Origin of the sequence: Streptomyces sp. NPDC127068, assembly GCF_042724695.1 — a bacterium.
In the GTDB taxonomy this organism is placed as follows: Bacteria; Actinomycetota; Actinomycetes; order Streptomycetales; family Streptomycetaceae; genus Streptomyces.
The window spans coordinates 33,503-57,298 of record NZ_JBHXEN010000013.1 but is presented as its reverse complement, the minus strand read 5'-3'; the positions used below and the strand labels follow the sequence as shown (position 1 = coordinate 57,298).

The 23,796-nt window shown below is 72.4% G+C and carries 18 protein-coding genes and 1 pseudogene; 11 read left to right on the top strand and 8 right to left on the bottom strand.

What is annotated here, in order from left to right; genetic code table 11:
• Positions 1-537: 537 nt before the first annotated feature.
• Both ACFWIA_RS10640 and ACFWIA_RS10635 read right to left on the bottom strand, forming a co-directional pair.
• Positions 538-960: a hypothetical protein gene (locus ACFWIA_RS10640; RefSeq protein WP_387002467.1), complete on the bottom strand. Its 423-nt coding sequence runs from the start codon at positions 958-960 to the stop codon at positions 538-540.
• A gap of 185 nt (positions 961-1,145) precedes the next feature.
• Positions 1,146-2,072: a LysR substrate-binding domain-containing protein gene (locus ACFWIA_RS10635; RefSeq protein WP_387002465.1), complete on the bottom strand. Its 927-nt coding sequence runs from the start codon at positions 2,070-2,072 to the stop codon at positions 1,146-1,148.
• 189 nt (positions 2,073-2,261) lie between these two features.
• Here ACFWIA_RS10635 and ACFWIA_RS10630 point away from each other — a divergent pair, with 189 nt between their 5' ends.
• Positions 2,262-3,224, top strand: coding sequence for an EamA family transporter (locus ACFWIA_RS10630; protein WP_387002464.1), 963 nt, complete (start codon positions 2,262-2,264; stop codon positions 3,222-3,224).
• A gap of 27 nt (positions 3,225-3,251) precedes the next feature.
• On the opposite strand, the gene ACFWIA_RS10625 is transcribed toward ACFWIA_RS10630, so the two are convergent.
• Both ACFWIA_RS10625 and ACFWIA_RS10620 read right to left on the bottom strand, forming a co-directional pair.
• Positions 3,252-4,106 (bottom strand): sugar phosphate isomerase/epimerase family protein, encoded by an 855-nt coding sequence (locus tag ACFWIA_RS10625; protein ID WP_387002462.1) that lies wholly within the window; start codon positions 4,104-4,106, stop codon positions 3,252-3,254.
• Between the two features lie 510 nt (positions 4,107-4,616).
• Positions 4,617-5,990, bottom strand: coding sequence for a LacI family DNA-binding transcriptional regulator (locus ACFWIA_RS10620; protein WP_387002460.1), 1,374 nt, complete (start codon positions 5,988-5,990; stop codon positions 4,617-4,619).
• Between the two features lie 285 nt (positions 5,991-6,275).
• On the opposite strand from ACFWIA_RS10620, the gene ACFWIA_RS10615 reads away from it, so the two are divergent.
• The 3 genes from ACFWIA_RS10615 to ACFWIA_RS10605 all read left to right on the top strand — a co-directional run bounded on the left by ACFWIA_RS10615 (position 6,276) and on the right by ACFWIA_RS10605 (position 9,507).
• Entirely contained in the window at positions 6,276-7,433 is a 1,158-nt protein-coding gene (locus ACFWIA_RS10615) for a Gfo/Idh/MocA family protein (RefSeq protein WP_387002458.1), read from the top strand.
• Positions 7,430-8,623, top strand: coding sequence for a dihydrodipicolinate synthase family protein (locus ACFWIA_RS10610; RefSeq protein ID WP_387002456.1), 1,194 nt, complete (start codon positions 7,430-7,432; stop codon positions 8,621-8,623). Before ACFWIA_RS10615 ends, ACFWIA_RS10610 begins: the two co-directional genes overlap by 4 nt.
• Positions 8,624-8,706: 83 nt before the next feature.
• Entirely contained in the window at positions 8,707-9,507 is an 801-nt protein-coding gene (locus tag ACFWIA_RS10605) for a sugar phosphate isomerase/epimerase family protein (RefSeq protein WP_387002621.1), read from the top strand.
• A 306-nt stretch (positions 9,508-9,813) separates the two neighbouring features.
• On the opposite strand, the pseudogene ACFWIA_RS10600 reads toward ACFWIA_RS10605, so the two are convergent.
• Positions 9,814-10,429, bottom strand: a pseudogene (locus ACFWIA_RS10600) (PfkB family carbohydrate kinase); the annotation flags it as partial.
• A gap of 68 nt (positions 10,430-10,497) precedes the next feature.
• Between ACFWIA_RS10600 and ACFWIA_RS10595 the strand changes: the two are divergent.
• Together ACFWIA_RS10595 and ACFWIA_RS10590 are read left to right on the top strand one after the other, a co-directional pair.
• Complete coding sequence (locus tag ACFWIA_RS10595) at positions 10,498-12,741, top strand: ATP-dependent RecD-like DNA helicase (protein ID WP_387002454.1); 2,244 nt, start codon at positions 10,498-10,500, stop codon at positions 12,739-12,741.
• A gap of 197 nt (positions 12,742-12,938) precedes the next feature.
• On the top strand, positions 12,939-14,237 hold the full coding sequence (locus ACFWIA_RS10590) for a citrate synthase (protein ID WP_387002452.1): 1,299 nt from the start codon (positions 12,939-12,941) through the stop codon (positions 14,235-14,237).
• 1,266 nt (positions 14,238-15,503) lie between these two features.
• Here ACFWIA_RS10590 and ACFWIA_RS10585 read toward each other — a convergent pair.
• The 3 genes from ACFWIA_RS10585 to ACFWIA_RS10575 all read right to left on the bottom strand — a co-directional run bounded on the left by ACFWIA_RS10585 (position 15,504) and on the right by ACFWIA_RS10575 (position 17,173).
• Positions 15,504-15,737 carry a heavy-metal-associated domain-containing protein gene (locus tag ACFWIA_RS10585; protein WP_387002450.1) on the bottom strand — a complete coding sequence of 78 codons (234 nt, stop codon included), beginning with the start codon at positions 15,735-15,737 and terminating at the stop codon, positions 15,504-15,506.
• A 143-nt stretch (positions 15,738-15,880) separates the two neighbouring features.
• Positions 15,881-16,069, bottom strand: a complete 189-nt coding sequence (locus ACFWIA_RS10580) for a MerR family transcriptional regulator (protein ID WP_387002448.1) — start codon at positions 16,067-16,069, stop codon at positions 15,881-15,883.
• 180 nt (positions 16,070-16,249) lie between these two features.
• Positions 16,250-17,173, bottom strand: coding sequence for a sugar phosphate isomerase/epimerase family protein (locus tag ACFWIA_RS10575; protein WP_387002446.1), 924 nt, complete (start codon positions 17,171-17,173; stop codon positions 16,250-16,252).
• Between the two features lie 264 nt (positions 17,174-17,437).
• Here ACFWIA_RS10575 and iolC point away from each other — a divergent pair, with 264 nt between their 5' ends.
• The 5 genes from iolC to mmsA all read left to right on the top strand — a co-directional run bounded on the left by iolC (position 17,438) and on the right by mmsA (position 23,745).
• Positions 17,438-18,433, top strand: coding sequence for a 5-dehydro-2-deoxygluconokinase (gene iolC / locus ACFWIA_RS10570; RefSeq protein ID WP_387002619.1), 996 nt, complete (start codon positions 17,438-17,440; stop codon positions 18,431-18,433).
• Positions 18,430-19,353, top strand: coding sequence for a deoxyribose-phosphate aldolase (locus tag ACFWIA_RS10565; RefSeq protein WP_387002445.1), 924 nt, complete (start codon positions 18,430-18,432; stop codon positions 19,351-19,353). Before iolC ends, ACFWIA_RS10565 begins: the two co-directional genes overlap by 4 nt.
• Positions 19,354-19,405: 52 nt before the next feature.
• Positions 19,406-20,233, top strand: coding sequence for a 5-deoxy-glucuronate isomerase (iolB, locus tag ACFWIA_RS10560; RefSeq protein ID WP_387002443.1), 828 nt, complete (start codon positions 19,406-19,408; stop codon positions 20,231-20,233).
• Positions 20,234-20,289: 56 nt separating this feature from the next.
• Positions 20,290-22,173, top strand: coding sequence for a 3D-(3,5/4)-trihydroxycyclohexane-1,2-dione acylhydrolase (decyclizing) (iolD, locus tag ACFWIA_RS10555; RefSeq protein ID WP_387002617.1), 1,884 nt, complete (start codon positions 20,290-20,292; stop codon positions 22,171-22,173).
• A gap of 69 nt (positions 22,174-22,242) precedes the next feature.
• Positions 22,243-23,745 carry a CoA-acylating methylmalonate-semialdehyde dehydrogenase gene (gene mmsA / locus ACFWIA_RS10550; protein ID WP_387002441.1) on the top strand — a complete coding sequence of 501 codons (1,503 nt, stop codon included), beginning with the start codon at positions 22,243-22,245 and terminating at the stop codon, positions 23,743-23,745.
• The last annotated feature ends 51 nt before the right edge of the window (positions 23,746-23,796 follow it).

Sequence of the window (23,796 nt, the reverse complement as noted above, 5' to 3'; positions counted from 1 at the left end):
TGTTGCCGGTGGCGCGGGCCGTCGCGTGCGCGGGTGTCGGGGCGGCGGCGGTGCCCGCGGTGAGCGCGGTGAGCGCTACGGGGGCGGCGGCGGTGACCGCGAGAACCGTCCGTCGGGTGGGGGAGGAGGACGCGGGGGCGGTGCCGGGTGCTTGGATCGCAGCGGCTTGAGCGGCTTGAGCGGCTTGAGCGGCTTGACTGGTTGGAGGGGTTGGAGGGGAATCGGGGGCGCAGGGCGGGTTGGGCACGCGGGCTCCTTCCGAGGGGGCTCGGGGTGCGGGCCCGGGCCGTCGAGAGGAACGACCGGTCAACCCCTCCACCACCTCTGACTGTTGAAGGAATCGTCCGAAACTGCGGATATCGGATGGTCAGACGGTAGCCCGCGATCGGGCTTCCCCGGGGGAGGCGTGACGTGTCGGCCCCGGGAGTGTCCCCCACGGACGCGTGGGGCGTCCCCTCCGTCAGCTGGTTCGGGGCGGTGCCGGCCCAGAACGGTGAGGCTGGTCGGAGCAGCTGGCCGATGAGACCTTCGACGCTGCTAGACCAGGGTCAGGAGGTGATCCGTGGGGCCGTAGTCGATCTTCCAGTCGACATAGATCCCGCAGCGGCCGTCCTGCTGGCACCGCAGCCCGACCGTCACCCAGCGGACCGACCCGTCGGCGGCGAGCGAGAACGCGACTGCCGTCTCGAACTCCCCACCCCCACACGGGCAGCCGGCCTCGCCGGGGTCCGCTTCCCCCCAGAACTCCGCACTGTCCGCGATGAACGCGCGCTCGCCGCACCCGGTGCACACCCGCTCGGCTCCGCCTTCGACATCGTCAACGAGCACGACGAACACGCGCCCGCCGCACTCGCCGCAGACGGAAGGCACGATCTTCACCGGACGGTCGTCATCAGCGTTCCGCAGAAACGCCGCGAGGTCCGCGGACACACCTGGGCCGACCTGATCATCCACATGCACGGACCCATCGTTCCAGACACCTGCACCAGCCCCATTCACCTTGCCCAGCCACTCGGGGGGGCCTCCCCCCTCCCCCCTCCCCCCTCCCCCCTCCCTCCCCTCCCCGCCCCCCCGGCACCGCGTCCGCGCCCTGCCGCCCGGGCGGGCTCACCAAGCACCCGCACGCCCGCCTCGCCACGCGCGTCTCACCGCACGATCGGCGGGGTGCCCTCCGCGGCCCGGGGCCAGTGCTCGTGCAGGGTCCGGACCATTTCGGCAATGGCCGGCCGCCGTGCTGCTCCGGTACGCCAGATCGCGTAGAGGTGGCGCACGGGCACGGGGTCCAGCCGCACGGCCACCACGCCGTCCGGCAGCGGGCCCCGTCCGAGCCTGGGGATCAGCGCGATGCCCAGTCCCGCTTCCACCAAGGCCACCAGCGTGGGGTTCTCATCCGCGTAGTGGGCCACGTCAGGTTCGATCCCCGCGGTCCGCAACGTGCCCATCAGCCAGTTGTGGCACACCCGCCCCGGTGGCTGGCACACCCAACGCTCCCCGTCGAACTCCTCCCGTCGCACCTTCTTCCGCCGTGCGAACCGGTGCCCCCGCGGCACCAGCAGATCGCACAGGTCGTCCCCGATCCGGGCCTGTTCCACCCCCGGTGGTGCGGGCAGCGGTGCGATGTCCCAGTCGTGGGCCACCGCCATGTCCAGCACACCCTTCGCCACCAGGTCCACCGACTCGTGGGGGTCCACCTCGGACATGCGCACGTCCAAGGTCGGATGACGCGCCGCGAGCTCTGCCAGCACCCCCGGCATCAGTCCGCGGGCGGCCGAGGCGAACGCTGCGATAGCGAGCTGTCCCGTCGGCGTGCCCTTGCGCTCCTCCAGGTCCGTTTCGGCGCGCTCCACGATCGTCATCAGTTCGTGCGCGGCCTCCACCAGGCGGTGTGCGTCCTCGGTCAGCCGCACCCCCCTGCCGTACCGTTCCAGGAGAACCGTGCGGGTCTCCCGTTCCAGCTTGGCTATCTGCTGCGACACCGCCGACGCCGTGTAACCGAGCGACATCGCCGCTGCTCCGACCGTTCCGTGCACGGACACCGCGTGCAGGGCCTTCAGCCTCTGTAGATCCAGCACCTGGACTCCTGACTCCCTGACGCCGACTCCGTGACGCCGGCGCTTTGACCACGGGTTCTCGACCGCTGAGTCGGGGGTATCCGCACTGTCCACGGGGCTCCGCCGCCGTCTTGGATTTAGCGATGCTTAATCCAAGCATGCAGCAATCATCGCTGGTGCTAAACAGTCGCTGCCGTTGATGCTCGATGCATGCGACTCGCGCACATCGGCCTCGCCGTCTCCGTCACCGCGCTCTGGGGCGTCAACTTCGTCGTCATCGACTTCGGGCTCTCCCAGTTCCCTCCGCTCCTCTTCGCCGCGCTCCGCTTCTTCGTCGCCGCGGTGCCCGCGATCTTCCTGGTGGGAAGGCCCAAGGTCGCCTGGAAGTGGATCATCGCGGTCGGCATGGCCCTGGGCGTCATGAAGTTCGGGCTGGTGTTCGTCGGCATGCACCAGGGCATGCCCGCCGGGCTGACCTCCTTGGTCCTCCAGGTGCAAGCGGTCTTCACGGCTGTCTTCGCCGCCGTCGTGCTGCGCGAGCGCCCCGGACCGATCCGGACCCTAGGCATGGCCGTGGCCCTGGTGGGTGTCGCCGTCGCGGCCGTGGACGAAGGCACCTCGGGGCCGCTGCTGGGCTTCACCCTGGTGGTGGCCGCCGCCGCGGGCTGGGGCGTCTCCAACGTCCTCACCCGGAAGGCCGCGCCCCCGGACGCGTTCAACTTCATCGTGTGGGTCAGCCTCGTCCCGGTGCTTCCCCTGTACCTGCTCTCCCTCCTCTTCGAAGGCCCGTCGGTGGGCTTCGAAGCCATGCGTTCGCTGGACTGGGCCGGGGTGGGGACCATCGTCTTCGTCGCCTGGATCAGCACCAACCTGGGCTTCGGCGCCTGGGGTTGGCTGTTGCGTCGGTACCCCGCGTCCACCGTCGCGCCCTTCACCCTCCTCGTCCCCGTTTTCGGGATGTCCTCCGCCGCCCTCTTCCTGGACGAATCCATCAGCCCGCTGCGCTGGTGCGCCGCCGGCCTCCTGGTCGCCGGGGTCGCCCTGACCTCACTCGCGCCGAGCCGTCCGCCCGCGGGCCCCGGCCGGGTGGCTGCCGGTCACCTGCCGCCGGACCCCGACGACACCACTGCCCTCACCGCTGCCCCCGTGCCCATCGCACCCCCATGCCGGTAGTCCCCCCCGGTACCGCACCGGCCGGAGCTACGCCGGACGCAACCTCGTCGGGCGGAGACCCGCGGAGTCGCCGTGCTCCGTTCCGTCGAGCAGTCGTGCCAAGTGCTCCCGGCCCGGCCCCAGCAGACCCGGGAGCGGAGCAGCCCCCTCGTACCACCTCTTCTCGTACTCCCAGCACAGCCACCCGTCCCAGCCGTCCCGGCTGAGGGCCTCCAGACACGCGCCCAGGGGCAGGACCCCCGCACCCAGCCCCAACGGGGTGGTGTCCTCGGCGGACGCCACGTCCTTGACCTGGACGTAACCGAGGTGTGGCCGCAGCGCCGCGTGGGTCACCGCAGGCTCCTCCCCGGCGAGCCAGGTGTGCAGCACGTCCCACAGCACGCCCACCCCGGGGTGATCGACCCGCGCGACGATGCGTGCGCTCGCCGTACCCGACCGGTGTGAGTCGTGGGTCTCCAGGAGGACGCGCACCCCGAGGTCCGCGGCCCACTCGGCGGCCACGGCGAGCCGTCGGGCCGCCGTGCTCTCGGACTCCGCCGCCTCGGCGGGCCCCAGACCGGACCCCGCCCCGGGGAACACCCGCACGTAGGGCGCACCGAGGTCGCTCGCCAGCGCCAACAACTCCCGCACCTCGTCCAGCACCGGCCCGTCGCCTCCGGGAGCCGCCACCTGTGCGTATCCGGCGACGCCCAGGACCTCCACGCCGGAGTCCGCGAACGCGGAGGCGACCCCGGACCGTTCGGCGGCGGTCAGGCCCGGGTGCACGGACTCCTCGGTGTGGGCGCGCAGTTCGACACCGTGGTAGCCGTGCGTGGTGGCGAGCCCGATGACCTCGGGGATCGCGAGTCCTGACACGCCGAGCGTGGAGAAGGCCAGCTTCATGGCCACGACCCTACTCGCGGGGTGATCGGCCGCTCCCTCGGGAAGGGTCCGCCCTCGCGGGGCACCCGTGCGGGGCGAGCATGTTCACCGTACGGGCGGCTCCGGGCCCGCCGTTGCCCGTGCACTGCATCCCGGCGCGGGACCCGGGAGATCCGGCTTCGTGTGCGCGGGGGCGAACCGGGTGGGGGCCGTCGTCCGAACCGCTCGGGCGGGGCCGTGTGGAGTCCGGGGCGGGATGTGCGACGGGCGGGGCGACTGGGCGTGCGACTGGGTGTGCGACGGGAGGGACGGCTGGGGTGAAGTGCTCGGCATGTTCGACTCCGAATCCTTGCGACTGCCTCCAAGTTGGCGGAGGTCAGCCGGGTGGGCAACCCCTGTGGACAACGCCCTGTGGATAACTGGCGGAGGACCGAGTGCAGGCTCACTCACAAGGGTGAGGTCCACCCCCGTTGAGCGTCACACCTGCCCCACCCGTCACACCCACTCCACCCGTCACACCCACTTCACCCGTCACGCCCGATTCATAGGTCCCTGACGAGGTGCCGCGGTCGAACCGCGCACCATCAGCTCTCCCCGCACCTTGGCGATCCCGCCCGGCGGCGGAGCCTCCCGCCCCATGGCGATCCGCCCCGCCCGGGCCCCGGCCTCGGACAGCGGAAGCCGTACGGTGGTCAGGGCGGGCACGGCGTCCACACTGAACGGCAGGTCGTCGAAGCCCGCCACCGACACGTCCTGGGGAATCCGCAGGCCGTGGTCGCGCAGTGCGGCACAGGCGCCCAGCGCCACGGTGTCGTTGGCCGCCACGAGCGCGGTCAGCCCGGGGTCCCGACGCAGCAGTTCCACCGCCCCGTCGTATCCGCTCTGCCGGTCGTACGCCCCGTGCACCACCAGCGCATCCGCCTCCGGCACGCCTGTCGAGCGTTCCGCGACCCCGTCCCCCGCCCCGCCCGGGGCGCCACCCGTCACACCCGTCACGCCCGGAACGTCCACGGCGCCCACCGGGTGCGCCGAGTGCGCGATGCCCAGCACGTGCACCGCGCCCGAAGCCAGCCCGCTCCCGTTCGCCGCGCCCTCGTACTCGGCGGTGCCCGCGTACGCGCCTCCGCTCCCGTGCGCAACGACACCCCCGTGAGTAACTGCACCCCCCTGGGCAACAGCGCCCCCCTGGGCAACAGCGCCCTCGGGCGCACCGGCTTCCCCGTGGTGCACGCCCCCCGGAGCGATTCCGGCGAGCCCCGCCCGGTGTCCCGCCAGCCGCTCCCGCGTGGTCGTCCGACCGGCGGGCCCGGCGACGTACCCGATCCGGCGGTGCCCGAGCGCCAGCAGGTGCTCCGTCAGCATCCGTCCGCCCCGCACGTTGTCGAAGGTCAGGGCCACCGCGTCGGTCCCCGGGACCGGGGGGCGCCCGCACAGCACCACGCGGGTGCCCGCCTCCGCGAGCCGCCGCAGCTTGGCGCTCATCGCCTCGGTGTGCTCCGGGCTGTCGACGGTGCCGCCGGTGAGCACCACGGCGGCGGCGCGCTGTCGTTGGAGCAGCGTCAGATAGGTGAGTTCACGTTCGGGAGACCCCCCGGTGTTGCACACCACGGCGAGCCGTTCGCCCCCCGCACGGCCGCCCGGACCGGTGATTTCGGACTGCACCGCCCCGGCCATGATCCCGAAGAACGGGTCGGCGATGTCGTTGACCAGGATGCCCACGAGGTCGGAGGTGGCGGCGGCCAGCGCGCTGGCCGGTCCGTTGAGCACGTAGTCGAGCTCCTCCACGGCCCGCAGGACCCGCTCCCGGGTGGTTGCCGCAACGGGATAGTTGCCGTTCAGCACCCGCGAGACGGTGGCGGGGGAGACCTTCGCCCGGGCTGCCACGTCAGCCAGTGTCGCCGTCATCCAGTCGTCCTCCGGTCCGTCCGCGGTCGGCCCCGGTCTGGTGGGGGCCGCTCCCCATCGGTGCACATCCGAATCCGGACCTTAGCCGGGTCGGGGCCCGCCCGTCGGTCCGCCGGAGAACCCGTGGGCGCGGGCGGGTGGAACCCCCCACCGGAGCCGGGCCCGAACGGGACTCGATGGCAGGAATCTCACGGTGACTAGTGACACGGGGACAGAAAGCGCTTACTGTTCATTTCAGTGAGCGATCGCACGCAGCCCGTGACGGACGGGCGAGGGAGGAAGTCGATGGCAGTCAGGACCGTACGCATCGCGATGAACGGCGTGACCGGCCGGATGGGGCACCGGCAACACCTGGTCCGCTCGATCCTGGCGATCCGCGAACAGGGCGGGCTCGACCTCGGCGACGGCAGCACCCTGTGGCCCGAACCGGTGCTCGTCGGCCGCCGTGCCGCGGCGCTGAGAGCACTGGCCGAGGAGCACGGACTCGACCCGGACCACACCTCGACCGACCTCGACGCGGTGCTCGCGGACGACTCCATCGACATCTACTTCGACGCACAGGTGACGTCCGCGCGGGTGCCCGCCCTGAAGCGCGCCATCGCCGCCGGCAAGCACGTCTACACCGAGAAGCCGACCGCGCCCAGCCTCGACGAGGCACGCGAACTCGCCCGGCTCGCCCGCGCGGCGGGCATCAAGCACGGAGTGGTGCAGGACAAGCTCTTTCTACCCGGACTGCGCAAGCTCGCCCGCCTCGTGGAGGGCGGCTTCTTCGGCCGGATCCTGTCGGTGCGCGGCGAATTCGGCTACTGGGTCTTCGAGGGGGACCAGCAGCCCGCTCAGCGCCCCTCGTGGAACTACCGGGCCGAGGACGGCGGGGGGATCATCCTCGACATGTTCCCGCACTGGGAGTACGTGCTGCATGAACTGTTCGGGCGGGTGCGCTCCGTCCAGGCGCTGACCGCCACCCATGTCCCGCAGCGCTGGGACGAGCAGGGCGAGCCGTACCCCGCGACCGCCGACGACGCCGCGTACGGCATCTTCGAGCTCGACGGGGGCGTGGTCGCACAGATCAACTCCTCCTGGACGGTCCGTGTCCACCGTGACGAACTCGTGGAGTTCCAGGTGGACGGCACCGAGGGCTCGGCGGTGGCCGGTCTGCGCGGCTGTCGGGTGCAGCACCGGGCGGTGACCCCGAAACCCGTGTGGAACCCGGACCTGCCCGTCACCCACGCGTTCCGGGACGACTGGCAGGAAGTGCCCGACAACGAGGAGTTCGACAACGGCTTCAAGGCACAGTGGGAACTGTTCCTGCGCCACGTCTACCTCGACACCCCCTACGCGTGGGACCTCCTTGCCGGTGCGCGCGGGGTGCAACTCGCCGAACTGGGCTTGCGGTCGACCGCCGAGGGCCGCCGCATCGAGGTCCCGGAGCTGTCGCTGTGACCCTGCGCCTACCCGACACCGACGGGACCCTGCGTACGCACACACCGAGCGCCCCGGGCGCGCACCCGTCGTCCGAGGAGCCCGCGTCGGCCCAGCCGTTCGCGTCGCGGGTGGTGTTCGCGGCGGCCCATGTGGTCGCCGACCCGCTCGCCGACCCCCTCACCACCCCGCTCGCGAACGGGTCCGGGGGCGGCTCGGCGGCCGTCGACTGGGACGCCACCCTCGCCTTCCGCCGCCATCTGTGGGCGCACGGCCTCGGGGTCGCCGAGGCCATGGACACCGCCCAGCGGGGCATGGGCCTCGACTGGCCGGGCGCGGCCGAACTGATCCGGCGCTCCGCGGCCGAGGCCAGGGCGGAGGGCGGCCGGGTGGTGTGCGGCGCGGGCACCGACCAACTCTCCGGCCCGGCCTCGCTCGCCGAGGTCCGTGCGGCCTACGAGGAGCAGCTCGCCGTGGTGGAGGAGTCCGGCGCGGGCGCCGTACTCATGGCCTCCCGAGCGCTCGCCGCCACCGCGACCGGCCCCGATGACTACCGTGCCGTCTACGGGGACCTGCTGCGCCAGGCGGCCCGTCCGGTCGTCCTGCACTGGCTCGGCCCCATGTTCGACCCCGCACTGGAAGGCTACTGGGGCTCCTCCGACCTCGACCAGGCGACGGACACCTTCCTCGACGTGATCGCGGCGCACCCGGAGAAGGTCGACGGCATCAAGATCTCCCTGCTGGACGCGGGCCGGGAGGTCGAGCTGCGTCGCCGACTGCCGGCGGGGGTGCGCTGTTACACGGGCGACGACTTCCACTACCCGGAACTGATCGCGGGCGACGAACTCCACGTCAGCGACGCCCTTCTGGGGGTCCTCGATCCCCTCGCGCCCCTCGCCGCCCGGGCGCTGCGCCGGCTGGACGCGGGCGACACCGACGGATTCCGTCAGTTCCTCGATCCGACCGTACCCCTGGCCCGGCACCTGTTCGGGGCGCCGACCCGCTACTACAAGACCGGTGTGGTGTTCCTCGCCTGGCTGGCGGGGCACCAGACGCACTTCACCATGGTCGGAGGCTTCCAGACGGCGCGCTCCCTGCCGCACCTGGCCCGTACCTACGAACTCGCGGACGAGCTGGGCCTCTTCCCCGATCCGCACCTCGCCGAGCAGCGGATGCGGACCCTGCTGACGCTCCACGGGGTGGACCAGTGACCGGGCCCGAGAGCCGCTCGCCCCGGCCGCACACGGGTTCCGCCGCCACCGAGGGCACCCCGGGTCGATTGAGCATCAACCAGATGACCGTCAAGGGGCTGTCGCTGCCCGAACTCGTCGATGCATGTGTGGAGTTCGGGGTCAGCTCGGTCGGCCTGTGGCGGGACCCGGTGCGCGCGTTCGGAGTCGGGGCCGCCGCCCGACTGGTGCACGACGCGGGCCTGACCGTCAGCACCCTGTGCCGGGGCGGCTTCCTCACCGCAACCGACCCCGCCGAACAGGCAGCCGCCCTGGACGACAACCGGGCCGCCGTCCGTGAGGCCGCCGGGCTGGGCACCGACACACTGGTGCTGGTCTGCGGTGGACTGCCGCCGGGCGAGCACGACCTGGGCACCGCCCGGGGCCGGATCGCCGACGCCCTGGGGAGCCTGGCCCCCTACGCCGCCGACCACGGGGTGCGGCTCGCGATCGAACCGTTGCATCCCATGTTCGCTTCGGACCGGTGCGTCGTCTCCACCCTGGAGCAGGCCCTCGACCTGGCCGAGCCGTTCCCCGCCGACCAGGTCGGCGTGTGCGTCGACACGTATCACGTGTGGTGGGATGACCACGCCCCCGCCCAGGTTGTGCGCGCCGCTGAGGCGGGGCGGCTGCACGCCTTCCAACTCGCTGACTGGGTCACCCCGTTGCCCGAGGGAGTGCTCAACGGGCGCGGCCAACTCGGGGACGGGGTGATCGACCTGCGGAGATGGCACGCGCGTCTGGACGAGGCCGGGTACACGGGCCCCGTGGAGGTCGAGTTGTTCAGCGACGTCCTGTGGGCGCGGGACGGTCGGGAGCTCCTGGCCGAGACGGTGGACCGCTACCGCACGCACGCCGCCCCCTGACCGCCGCCGCCGCCGCCGCCACCGCCGCCGCCACGGCCGTGCGGCGCTCGCTGGCCGGCTGGCCGTGCGTACCGAACGACGCGCGCCCCCGGCGGCCTCCTTCGCGCCCCCGGCGGCCGAAAGAATCATGGACGGGTGCCGCAACCGTTCCCGTACTCCCCGGGTCTACTTGAGCACGAGCCCCGCAGGGGGACGGCCCCGCCGGGCCGGGGGCTCCAACGGGGATAACGGGGGAAGCGGGGATGGCCCGAGGGGGTCCGTAAGGGCCCCCTCGCTGGCTCCCCCGCCGTTCAGCTCCCCCTCCGTTCAGCACCGCAGCCCGGCCCGTTCGAGTTCGGCAGCGGTCGGGAAGGCGGCCTGCGCGCCGGGCCGGGTCACCGCCACGGCCCCCACCCGGGCCCCGTACGCAGCGGCCTCCGCCAGGGTCTCGCCGACGCCCAGCCGCCACCCCAACGCGGCCGTGAACGCGTCCCCCGCGCCCGTGGTGTCCACGGGTGTCACCGGTACCGCGGGCACCCGTACCGTCGTGCGACCGTCAGCCACCAACGCACCGGTTTCCCGGGCCGAGCAGCTGGACCACCTCGGCGACCGTGTCGAGGGGGATCTCCAGCTGCGCCGACACCACCGGCGCGGACGTCAACAGGGTGCGCGCGGAGCGGACGTCGGCGGGAGTCAGCCGGGCGTTGGCGCCCGCCGACACCACGATGCTGTTGTCCCCGGACGGGTCGACGGTGATCAGGGCCACCCCGGTGGGCGCCCCGCCGACCAGCACGCCCGAGGTGTCCACGCCCGCCGCACGCTGCCCGTCCAACAGCAGTCGCCCGTGCGGATCGTCGCCCACCCGTGCGAGGAGGGCGGTGCGCGCACCGAGCCGGGCGGCGAGGTCGGAGCCGAGCACGGCTCCGCGGGTACCGCGCCGCCGGGGGAGGGGGAAAGCCTCCGCCCACCGGCCCTGACCAGCCTGTCAGAGCGCACGTGTAGCGTCGGGGCATGGCGCATCCTGGAGAGGTCGAGGGGGTCCTCGAACGGATCACGTATGCCAACGAGGAGACCGGCTACACCGTCGCGCGGGTGGACACCGGCCGCGGCGCCGGCGACCTGCTCACGGTGGTGGGCGCGCTGCTCGGGGCGCAGGTGGGGGAGTCCCTGCTGATGCGCGGGCGGTGGGGCTCCCATCCGCAGTACGGCAAGCAGTTCCACGTCGACGACTACAGCACCGTCCTGCCCGCCACCGTCCAGGGCATCCGGCGTTATCTGGGCTCCGGTCTGGTCAAGGGCATCGGCCCGGTGTTCGCCGACCGCATCACCCAGCACTTCGGCGTCGACACCCTGACGATCATCGAGGAGGAGCCGAAGCGGCTGATCGAGGTCCCCGGTCTCGGCCCCAAGCGCACCAAGAAGATCGCAGCGGCCTGGGAGGAACAGAAGGCGATCAAGGAGGTGATGCTGTTCCTCCAGAGCGTCGAGGTGTCCACGTCCATCGCGGTGCGCATCTACAAGAAGTACGGCGACGGGTCGATCGCCGTCGTCAAGGAGGAGCCCTACCGGTTGGCCGCCGACGTGTGGGGGATCGGGTTCCTCACCGCGGACCGCATCGCCCAGTCGGTCGGCATCCCGCACGACAGCCCCGAACGGGTCAAGGCGGGACTCCAGTACGCGCTGTCCCAGTCGACCGACCAGGGCCACTGCTTCCTCCCCGAGGAACGCCTCATCTCCGATGCGGTGAAGCTGCTCGGGGTCGACACCGGGCTCGTCATCGACTGTCTGGGGCAGCTCGCCGCCGACGAGGAGGGCGTGGTCCGCGAGCGGGTGCCGGGACCCGAGGGCGACGAGGTGACCGCCGTCTACCTGGTGCCGTTCCACCGAGCCGAACTGTCCCTGTCCGGACAGCTCCTGAGGCTGTTGAACACCGAAGAGGACCGGATGCCCGTGTTCCGCGACGTCGTCTGGGACAAGGCGCTGGCCTGGCTCGCGGACCGCACGGGAGTCGAACTCGCCCCGGAGCAGGAGGAAGCCGTCCGGCTGGCGCTGACCCGCAAGGTGGCCGTCCTCACCGGGGGGCCCGGCTGCGGCAAGTCCTTCACGGTGCGTTCCATCGTGGAGTTGGCCCGTGCCAAGCGGGCCAAGGTCGTGCTGGCCGCGCCCACGGGCCGCGCCGCCAAGCGCCTCGCGGAGCTGACGGGTGCCGAGGCGTCGACGGTGCACCGGTTGCTGGAGCTCAGGCCCGGCGGTGACGCCTCCTACGATCGTGATCGGCCCCTGGACGCCGACCTGGTGGTGGTGGACGAGGCGTCCATGCTGGATCTGCTGTTGGCGAACAAACTCGTCAAGGCGGTGGCCCCGGGCGCGCACCTGCTGTTCGTCGGGGACGTCGACCAGCTGCCCAGCGTCGGCGCCGGCGAGGTGCTGCGGGACCTGTTGGCGGACGGCGGCCCGGTGCCCGCGGTGCGGCTGACCAGGATCTTCCGTCAGGCCCAGGAGTCCGGGGTGGTCACCAATGCGCACCGGATCAACTCCGGTCTGCCGCCCCTCACCCAGGACCTGAAGGACTTCTTCCTCTTCGTCGAGGAGGACACCGAAGAGGCCGGACGGCTCACCGTCGACGTCGCCGCGCGACGGATTCCCGCCAAATTCGGTTTGGACCCGCGGCGCGATGTGCAGGTGCTCGCACCGATGCACCGGGGCCCCGCCGGGGCGGGCAACCTGAACGCGTTGCTCCAGCAGTCGATCACGCCGGGCCGCCCCGACCTGCCGGAAAAGCGGTTCGGCGGCCGGGTCTTCAGAGTCGGTGACAAGGTCACGCAGATCCGTAACAACTACGAGAAGGGCGCCAGCGGCGTCTTCAACGGCACCGTCGGCGTGGTCACCGCCCTGGACCTGGACGAACAGCGTCTGACGGTACTGACGGACGAGGACGAAGAGGTGCCGTACGACTTCGACGAACTGGACGAACTGGCCCACGCCTACGCCGTGACCATCCACCGCTCGCAGGGCAGCGAATATCCAGCCGTAGTGATCCCCGTCACCACGGGGGCGTGGATGATGCTGCAACGCAATCTGCTCTACACGGCTGTGACGCGCGCCAAGAAGCTCGTCGTCCTCGTGGGTTCCCGCAAGGCCCTAGGTCAGGCGGTGCGCACGGTGTCGGCGGGGCGCCGTTGCACCGCACTGGACTTCCGGCTCTCCGGCAGGTCCGGCTCCACCGACCGTTCCGAGACCCATCGGGCGGTTTGATCGATCAAACGAGTCGGAAAGGTCACACGAGGCTTTCGGAACCGGGGCGAAGGGGGCAGGATAGGCAGGCTGGCGGCACTGAGTGCCGCCAACTAGCCCAAAGCTCGACCCCCAGTGCACTCTCCTGCGCCAAATGGGGGATGGTAGAGACAGTCAGGGCACCTCGAAGATGAGGCACTACGTCGGTGAGGGAAGACGTGAGCGAGAAACGCGACAACGCGGTAGTACTTCGGTACGGCGACGGCGAGTACACCTATCCGGTGATCGACAGCACCGTCGGCGATGAGGGCTTCGACATCGGGAAGCTCCGCGCCCAGACGGGCCTGGTCACGCTGGACAGCGGCTACGGGAACACGGCCGCCTACAAGTCGGCGATCACCTATCTCGACGGTGAGCAGGGCATCCTGCGGTACCGCGGTTATCCCATCGAGCAGCTCGCCGAGCACTCCAGCTTCCTGGAGGTGGGGTACCTCCTGATCAACGGTGAGCTGCCGACGGTCGACGAGCTCGCCGTCTTCCGCAACGAGATCACCCAGCACACCCTGCTGCACGAGGACGTCAAGCGGTTCTTCGACGGCTTCCCGCGGGACGCGCACCCGATGGCGATGCTCTCGTCCGTCGTCAGCGCGCTGTCCACGTTCTACCAGGACAGCCACAACCCGTTCGACGAGAAGCAGCGGCACCTGTCCACGATCCGGCTGCTCGCCAAGCTGCCGACGATCGCGGCCTACGCCTACAAGAAGTCGATCGGCCACCCCTTCGTCTACCCGCGCAACGACCTCGGGTACGTCGAGAACTTCCTGCGCATGACCTTCTCGGTCCCCGCGCAGGAGTACGAGCCGGACCCGGTCGTCGTCTCGGCGCTGGACAAGCTGCTCATCCTGCACGCGGACCACGAGCAGAACTGTTCGACGTCCACCGTGCGCCTGGTCGGCTCCTCGCAGGCGAACATGTTCGCCTCGATCTCCGCCGGCATCTCCGCCCTCTGGGGCCCGCTGCACGGCGGCGCCAACCAGAGCGTGCTGGAGATGCTGGAGGGCATCCAGGCGAGCGGCGGCGACGTCGACACCTTCATCCGCAAGGTGAAGAACAAGGAAGACGGCGTGAAGCTCATGGGCTTCGGGCACCGCGTCTACAAGAACTTCGACCCCCGGGCGAAGATCATCAAGGCGGCGGCGCACGACGTCCTCTCGGCGCTCGGCAAGTCCGACGAGCTGCTCGACATCGCGCTGAAGCTGGAAGAGCACGCACTGGCCGACGAGTACTTCGTCGAGCGCAAGCTCTACCCGAACGTCGACTTCTACACCGGCCTGATCTACCGGGCCATGGGCTTCCCGAGCGAGATGTTCACCGTGCTGTTCGCGCTCGGCCGGCTTCCCGGCTGGATCGCCCAGTGGCACGAGATGATCAAGGAGCCGGGTTCCCGCATCGGCCGTCCGCGGCAGATCTACACCGGTGTCGTCGAACGCGACTTCGTGCCGGTCGAGTCCCGCTGACCGGTTGACGTCGTGATCGTCCGGCCGGAGCGGGAAGGGTTCGGCCGGGACGCACCGCACTGAGGGCACCGGCCGCGTCCGGCCGGTGCGCGCCACGGGGTGCACGGGATGCCGCCCGGTCCGGGGGGCGGCGTTCCCAGGCGCCCGGGGCCGGCGCCGTGCGCCGGCCGTGCGCCCGCGCGGGATTGAGGACGTGGGCGCCACATCACATCGGGCATCGCCTATGCGGTGCCCGATTTCGTGTGTCCGGAGCCGTACGAGCGCCGTGGAGGTGGCTTCCGCGCCACCCGGCGTCCACCCGGCGTCCGTAGGGTGTCCGAGGCCCTGTGGGGGCGTCTGAGGGGCCGGGCGGGGCCCCACCGGTCGGGGGGAGCGAGCGGGCCCGACGGGGACGGCGGAGGCGCCGGATCGGAAGGCGGCGCCGGAGGCGCGCGAAGGCGCGGGAAAAGGCGGAAGGCGCCCCACCGCCGGTCCCCCCACGGGCCGACGAATGGGACGCCTTCCTTTGTCCCGGTGCGGATTCCCCCCACGGGATCCGGCCGGGCGCTCATTGGGCAGCGCCTGCTGCTGGGGGTGGGTGCCTGCGGTCTGCCGGGACCCGTACGCACGGGAGGGCCGCTCAAAGCTCCCCGGTGCACGTGCCCCGGCAACGCACTTCGGAGACGTCCCCCAAGACATCCCCAATGTCCGAAACGCCCCCCAAGACGTTTCTGACATCGCCTTCTTAGACTCACCAGCATCCACGATGGTTACGTCGTGAACGCTGTGATCTATGTCTCCTGCATATGTCCATCTACCTGCGCAAGAGCCCCGATATGGCGATCGGGGCTCAAGCGTAAGGATGTTGCGCGGGGTCTGTGAAGGCCCCCGGGGATAGTTACCGGAATGTCTTCGGCCACAAGTGGTGCGTGACCGTGGAACCCGACCTTCCCGGTGACGCCGAAGAACACCGCCGTGGTCGCCCCCGCGGTCGTCCGGTCACAGGGACCGGCCCCGCGGGAGGTGCCGCGGGCTACGTTATCGCCCCGCGCGTGGAAACGGTTCTTCTTGGCGAGGGAAAGGCGTTCTCCCGGACGCGAATGGCTTTCTGGCGACCGCATGGCTCGTTCGTTCGGGTCGTCACCGTCACCGTCACCGTCACGGGTCCGCGTCCCGGCGTCGGTGTCGGTCGGCGCACCGGTGCGGACGGACCCGTCGCGACGCGACCGACCCCGGCCCCGCCCCCACGCCGGTGGGGTCGGGGCCGGTGTCGGTCGGCGGGTCCGGTCAGGCGCGGCCGGTCAGCTCGTAGCCGGCCTCGTCGACGGCGGCACGGACGGCCTCCTCGTCGAGTGCGGTCGCCGACACCACGGTGACCAGGCCGGTGGCGGCCACCGCCTTCACCGAGCTGACTCCGGGGAGCGCGGAGATCTCGGTGGAGACGGAGCCCTCGCAGTGGCCGCAGGTCATCCCGGTCACCTGGTAGACGGTGGTCACGGAGTCCTGGGTCTGGGCGCTCATGTCGTTCTCCTCGGATGTCGCTGGTGGGACGCGGGGCGGGTGCGCCCGGGTCGTGGCGGTCGGAGGGGGGTCGACGCCCCGGCCTCCCCGACACTCACCACACTATACCCCTAGGGGGTATGAAGCCAAGAGGTGTCGGCGCCTCACCCGTGACTGCGGGGCCGGGTCGCCGCCCAGGACCGGACGGTGTCGGCGTACCAGTAGGACCTGCCGTCCTCGACCACGTCCGGCGGCGGCATCAGCCCGTGCTTGCGGTACGAGCGGACGGTGTCCCGCTGTACGCGCAGGTGGGCGGCGATGTTCTGGTACGACCAGAGGGTCCTGTCGATCACGATGGTCCTCCCCGTGCGCACCGCGGGGGTGACCGGGGGGTCGCCGGGGGGCCGGGCGCGCTGGTGATCACTCACCCTCCGCCCGGCGCGCGGCGGAGCCGTGGTGCGCGGGAGGGCTGTGGAGGAGATGTGACGCAATTCCCGTTAATCCGTGACATGGGTGGGGGATAGGGGCGGGCGTCAGGCCCCGCAGGAGCGCAGGAAGGCGCGGGTGCGTCGGGCGATCGGCAGCGGGGCGTCCGGGTCGCACGGGTACATGTCCTGCTCGACGATGGCGAACAGCTCCACGTCGAGGCGCTGGGCGGCCGTCAGGACCGGCCCGAGCGCGGGCACCCCCGAGGGCGGCTCGCACATCACGCCCCGGGCCACGGCCGGACCGAACGGCAGGTCCTCGGCGCGCACCTCCGCGAGGACGTCCGGGTCCACCTGCTTCAGGTGCAGGTACCCGATGCGCTCGCCGTAGGTCTCGATGAGCCGCACGCTGTCGCCGCCGCAGTAGGCGTAGTGGCCGGTGTCCAGGCAGAGCGACACCAGGTCCGGATCGGTGCCGTCGAGGAACCGGGCCACGTTCTCCTCGCTGTCGACGTGGGTGTCGGCGTGCGGATGGACGACCACGCGCAGCCCGAAGCGTTCGCGCACCTCCCGCGCCAGTCGTTCGGTCTGTGAGGTGAGCGCCCGCCACTGGGCGGCGGTCAGGGTGCTGTCCTCCAGGACCTCGCCGGTCTTGTCGTCGCGCCAGAACGACGGAATGACGACGAGGTGCCCGGCGCCGCTCGCCCGGGCCAGGGCGGCGACCTCGGCGACGTGCCCCCAGGTGCGGTCCCAGACCGCGCTCCCGTGGTGCAGCCCGGTGAAGACGGTGCCCGCGGAGACCCGGAGACCCCGCCGGGCGGTCTCCTCGGCGAGCGTGACCGGGTCGGTGGGGAGGTACCCGTACGGGCCGAGTTCGATCCACTCGTAGCCGGCCGCGGCGACCTCGTCGAGGAAGCGCCGCCACGGCACCTGACGCGGGTCGTCGGCGAACCAGACGCCCCAGGAGTCGGGCGCCGACCCGATGCGGATGCGGGAGAGCGGGGCGGGCGGGTTGCCGGCCGGTGTGGTCATGCGGTTCAGCCTCCAGTCCGCCCGAGAAGGGTGTCAAGGACTGGTCCGAATGTCCGGACAACATGTTGACAGCGTTCGTCGACCGGCATTAGACCTGGGGGCACCACATCGGTGTGACCGGGTGCGCGAGCGCGGTGCGCGGCGACACCGGCCCGTACACCGGGAAGGGGCGACGTGCAGGTGACCGACCCGCAGGACGACGGCGTGCGGCTGGCCGACCCTCGGGACGACGGCGGGCAGGGCGAGGAGCCCCGCGACGCCCCGCTGCACGGGGTCGGGTCCCCGAACGCCCCCGACCCCCGGTTCGACGTCCTCACGATGGGCCGGATCGGCGTGGACCTGTACCCGCTCCAGACCGGCGTGCCCCTCGCCGAGGTGACGACCTTCGGCAAGTTCCTCGGGGGCTCCGCGACCAACGTCGCCGTGGCGGCGTCCCGACTCGGCCGCCGGACGGCGGTCATCACCCGCACCGGCCCGGACGCCTTCGGCGCCTACCTGCACCGGGCGCTACGGGAGTTCGGGGTGGACGACCGCTGGGTCACCCCGGTCGACGGCGGCCAGACGCCCGTCACCTTCTGCGAGGTGTTCCCACCGGACGACTTCCCGCTCTACTTCTACCGGCGGCCCAAGGCCCCCGACCTGGAGATCCACCCGCACGACCTGGACCTCGCGGCCGTCGCCGACGCCCGCGTCTTCTGGATGACGGGCACCGGACTCAGCGAGGAACCGAGCCGGGCCGCGACCCTCGCCGCCCTCGCCCACCGCACCCGGACCGCCGGGCCGGACGCCGTCACCGTCTTCGACCTCGACTGGCGGCCGATGTTCTGGACCGACCCGGCGACCGCCCGCCCCCTCTACGAACGGGCCCTGCGGCACGCCACCGTCGCCGTCGGCAACCTCGACGAGGTGGAGGTCGCCACCGGGGAGCGCGACCCGCGGACGGCGGCCGAGGCACTGCTCGCGGCGGGCGCCGCGCTCGCCGTCGTCAAACAGGGACCCGAGGGGGTGCTGGCGCTCGCCGCGGACGGGGAGTGCGCCGAGGTGCCGCCGCTGCCCGTCACCGTGCTCAACGGCCTCGGCGCCGGTGACGCGTTCGGCGGGGCGCTCTGCCACGGGCTGCTGTCCGGCTGGGACCTGGAACGCACCATGCGGTACGCGAACGCCGCCGGCGCGATCGTCGCCTCCCGGCTGGAGTGCTCCTCGGCGATGCCCGTACCCGCGGAGATCGAGGCCGCGCTGACGGCGGGTGAGGTCCGATGAGGGCGACGGCGGGCGCCCCGCGCGCACCCCGGGGCGAGCGCCCCCACATCGACCCGGGAGCCCTCGCCCACACCCGCGCCCGACACCCCGGGGCCATCGCCGAAGCCGCCGCCCGCCGCCGACGCCGGCCCCTGCTCGGTGACTCCGGACGCCTGCTGCTCGTCGCGGCCGACCACCCCGCACGCGGTGCCCTCGCCGTCGGCGACCGCGCCCTCGCCATGGCCGACCGCGCCGACCTGCTCGCCCGGATCTGCGAGGCGCTGTCCCGCCCCGGCGTCGACGGGGTCCTCGCCACCGCCGACGTCCTCGACGACCTGCTGCTGCTCGGCGCCCTCGACGGCAAGGTCGTCATGGGCTCCATGAACCGGGGCGGGCTCGCCGGCTCCGCCTTCGAACTGGACGACCGGTTCACCGGACACCGACCCCGCGACCTGACCCGGCTGGGCTTCGACGCCGGCAAGCTCCTGCTGCGCCTCGACTACGAGGACCCCGGCTCACTGCGGACCCTGCACGCCGCCGCGCGCGCCGTCGACGCGATGGCGCGCCGTCAGCTCCCGGTGTTCGTGGAACCGTTCCTGTGCCGGCGGGAGAACGGGACGCTGCGCACCGACCTGAGCCCCGCGGCGGTCGCCAAGTCCCTCGCCGTCGCCTCCGGTCTCGGCGGCACCTCCGCGTACACCTGGCTGAAGGTGCCGGTGACCGAGGACCCCGACGCCATGGCCCGGGTCATGGAGACCACCACCCTTCCGGCCGTCCTGCTCGGGGGTGACGTGGGCGACGACCCGGACGCCGCCTACGACCGGTGGCGTGCCGCGTTGCGCCTGCCGACCGTGCGGGGGCTGGTGGTCGGCCGGGCACTGCTGTACCCGGTGGACGACGACGTCACGGCGGCGGTCGACCGGGCCGTCGCACTGCTGTGAACGGCGGGCCGGGGCGCGGGAGCGACGCCCGTCCGACGGGTAGGGGCACCCCATGAACGACAGTGGCCTCCACCTCCCCAGCGGCACCGCCGGCAACGATCCGTACGAGCTCGACATCGGCCCCCGGCGCCCCGGATGGGCCCGTACGAGCCTGCGGGTGCTCACCCTCGGGCCGGGGGAACGGCACGGATTCGCCACCGGCGACAGCGAATGGATCGTGCTCCCGCTCTCCGGTGGCTGCACGATCATGGTCGAGGGCGGCATCATCGAACTGACGGGCAGACAGGATGTGTTCGAAGGCGTCACCGACTTCGCGTACCTCCCCCGTGACGCCCACGCCCAGATCGCCTCCGGTGCGGGAGGCCACTTCGCCCTGGCAGGAGCGAAGTGCGAGCGCCGACTCCCCGCCCGCTACGGCCCCGCGCCGGAGGTTCCCCTCGAACACCGCGGCAGCGGGACCACCGCACGACAGGTGCGGGGCTTCGCCGCCGCCGACGCCTTCGTCTGCGACCGCCTCATCGCCGTCGAGGTCGTCACCCCCGGCGGCAACTGGTCCTCCTACCCGCCGCACAAGCACGACGAGCACCTGCCCGGTCGGGAGTCGGAGTTGGAGGAGATCTACTACTTCGCCTGCCGACCCTCCCCGGACGGCCGCCCCGGCTTCGGGTACCAACAGGTGTCCCCGTCCCGCGAGGGCGGCGCCCGGGTGCTCGCCGAGGTGCGCACCGGTGACGCGGTGCTGGTGCCCGACGGGTGGCACGGCCCGTCGATCGCCGCGCCCGGCCACGACCTGTACTACCTGAACGTGATGGCGGGCCCCGGTCCCGAACGGGAGTGGCGGATCACCTTCCACCCCGACCACGCGGAGGGCTACCGGTGACCGCCCGACCGGACACCCCGCACCCCCGCACCCACCCCACCCACGACGAGGCACCGATGACCGGCACCGTCAGGCTCACCGTCGCCCAGGCGCTCGTCCGCTTCCTGACCGTCCAGCACACCGAACGCGACGGGCAGCGCCACCGGCTGATCGGCGCCACCTGGGGAATCTTCGGCCACGGCAACGTCGCCGGGATCGGCCAGGCACTGCTGGAACACGGCGGGGCCATGCCGTTCCACCAGGGCCGCAACGAACAGGCGATGGTGCACGCGGCGGTCGGCCACGCCCGGCAGAGCGGGCGACTGTCCACGCACGCCGTCACCACCTCCATCGGGCCCGGCGCCACCAACCTCGTCACCGGCGCGGCCCTCGCCACCGTCAACCACCTCCCGGTCCTGCTGCTGCCCGGCGACACCTTCGCGACCCGCCCCGCCGACCCCGTCCTGCAACAGCTCGAAGTGCCGTGGGCGGGCGACGCGTCCGTCAACGACTGCCTGCGCCCGGTGTCGCGGTACTTCGACCGGATCACCCGGCCGGAGGCACTCGTCCCGGCCGCCCTCCAAGCCGTGCGGGTCCTGGTCGATCCGGCGGCCACCGGGGCGGTCACCCTCGCCCTGCCGCAGGACGTGCAGGCCGAGGCGTACGACTGGCCCGTGGAGTTCTTCCGCGAGCGGGTCTGGACGGTCCGCCGACCGGAGCCCGACCCCGTCGAACTCGCGGCGGCGGTGGCCGCGGTGCGCGCCGCCCGGCGGCCCCTCGTCATCGCCGGCGGCGGGGTGCGGCACAGCGCCGCCCAGGACGCGCTGCGCGCCTTCGCCGAGGCGACCGGGGCGCCGGTCGCCGCCACCCAGGCCGGCAAGGGGGCGCTCGACTGGGACCACCCCGCCGACGTCGGCGGCATCGGGCACACCGGGACGGCCACCGCCGACGCGCTCGCCCGCACCGCCGACCTGGTCATCGGGGTGGGCACCCGCTGGACCGACTTCACCACCGCGTCCGGCACCCTCTTCCCGCCCGGGGTGCGCTTCCTCAACCTCAACATCACGCCGTACGACGGCCACAAGATGGCCGGACTGCCGTTGGTCGCGGACGCCCGGGCGGGTCTGACGGCACTCACCCGGGCCCTCCGCGAGGACGGCGGACCCGCACCCGATCCGGCGTACGCGGCCGAGTACGCCAGCGCGAAGGCCCGCTGGGAGGCGCGCGTCGACAGCGCGTACGCCGCGCCCGATCCCGATGCACGCCCCACCCAGACCCAGGTGCTCGGCGCCCTCGACGCCCTGGTCACCGGCGAGGACGTGCTCGTCAACGCGGCCGGCTCGCTCCCCGGCGACCTGCACAAGCTCTGGCGGACCCGGTCCCGCGACCAGTACCACCTGGAGTACGGGTACTCCTGCATGGGCTACGAGATCCCGGCGGCCATCGGGGTCTGCCTCGCCGCCCCGGGACGGCCCGTGTGGGCGCTCGTCGGCGACGGCACCTATCTGATGATGCCCACCGAGATCGTCACCGCCGTGCAGGAGGGCGTCCCCCTCAAGCTGGTGATCCTCCAGAACCACGGGTACGCCTCGATCGGCGGACTCTCCGAGGCCGTCGGCGGGGAGGGCTTCGGCACCGCCTACCGGCAGCGCGCCGCCGACGGCTCCCTCACCGGCGACCCGCTGCCGGTGGACCTCGCCGCCAACGCCGCCAGCCTCGGCATGCGGGTGCTGCGCGCGAGGACCGTCGGTGAGCTGCGCGAAGCGCTCGCGACCGCCCGCGCCTCGGACGTCCCCACATGTGTCTACACGGAGACCCGAACGCCCGACACAGTGTCGGGCGCGCCCCCGGCGCAGGCGTGGTGGGATGTGCCCGTGGCCGCGACGGCGACCCGCGCGTCCGCCGTCCGGGCCCGCGAGGAGTACGAACGGTCGGTGGCCGCCCGCCACCGACCGCTGTGACCGGGGCCAGGACCCGCCGCGCCAGGTGGGGAACGCCACCACCGGCCCCGCGAGAGTTAGGGATCCGTCATGACGAAGACCGTCCACCACTGGATCGGCGGGAAGGCCGTCGAAGGCGCGTCGGGCACCCACGGCCCGGTCACCGACCCCGCCACCGGACGGGCCACCACCCGGGTCGCGTTCGCCGACGTCGACGAGGTGGACGCGGCGGTCGCCGCCGCCCGGGAGGCGTTCGCCACCTGGGGCACCTCCTCGCTCGCCCAGCGCACCGCGATCCTGTTCCGGTTCCGGGCGCTGCTCGACGCCCACCGCGACGAGATCGCCCGGCTGATCACCGCCGAGCACGGCAAGGTCCACGAGGACGCGCTCGGCGAGGTCGCGCGCGGCCTGGAGATCGTGGACCTCGCCTGCGGGATCGCCGTGCAGCTCAAGGGCGAACTGTCCACGCAGGTCGCCAGCCGCGTGGACGTGGCGGCGATCCGCCAGCCGCTCGGGGTCGTCGTCGGCATCACCCCGTTCAACTTCCCGGCGATGGTCCCGCTGTGGATGTTCCCGCTCGCCGTCGCCTGCGGGAACACCTTCGTCCTCAAGCCCTCCGAGAAGGACCCCTCGGCGGCGGTGCGGCTCGGCGAACTGTTCGCCGAAGCGGGACTGCCGGACGGGGTGTTCAACGTCGTCCACGGGGACAAGGTCGCCGTGGACCGCCTCCTGGAGCACCCGGACGTCGCCGCCGTCTCCTTCGTCGGCTCCACCCCCATCGCCCGCTACATCCACCGCACCGCGACCGCGCACGGCAAGCGGGTCCAGGCGCTCGGCGGCGCCAAGAACCACATGCTGGTGCTGCCCGACGCCGATCTGGACGCCGCCGCCGACGCGGCCGTCTCCGCCGCCTACGGCTCCGCCGGGGAACGCTGCATGGCGATCTCCGCGGTGGTCGCCGTCGGCGCCGTCGGCGACGCACTCGTGGCGAAGATCAAGGAGCGGGCCGAGAAGATCACCATCGGCCCCGGTGACGACCCCGCCTCCGAGATGGGCCCGCTGATCACCGCCGCCCACCGGGACAAGGTCGCCTCCTACGTGGCCGGCGCGGCGGCCCAGGGCGCCGAGGTCGTCCTCGACGGCACCGGCTTCACCGTCGAGGGGTACGAGGACGGGCACTGGATCGGCATCTCCCTGCTCGACCGGGTGTCCGTCGACTCCGACGCCTACCGCGACGAGATCTTCGGCCCGGTGCTGTGCGTGCTGCGGGTCGACTCGTACGACGAGGGGCTCGCCCTCATCAACGCCTCGCCGTACGGCAACGGCACCGCCGTCTTCACCCGGGACGGGGGAGCCGCCCGACGCTTCCAACTGGAGGTCGAGGCCGGCATGGTCGGGGTGAACGTCCCGATCCCGGTCCCCGTCGGCTACCACTCCTTCGGCGGCTGGAAGGACTCCCTCTTCGGCGACCACCACGTCTACGGCAACGACGGGACGCACTTCTACACCCGCGGCAAGGTCGTCACCACCCGCTGGCCCGACCCCGCCGACGCCCCCGCCGGCGTCGACCTCGGGTTCCCCCGCAACCACTGAGCCGCACGCGGCCCGGGCCGCCGCGTACCGCACCCGCGGTAGCCGCGGCGC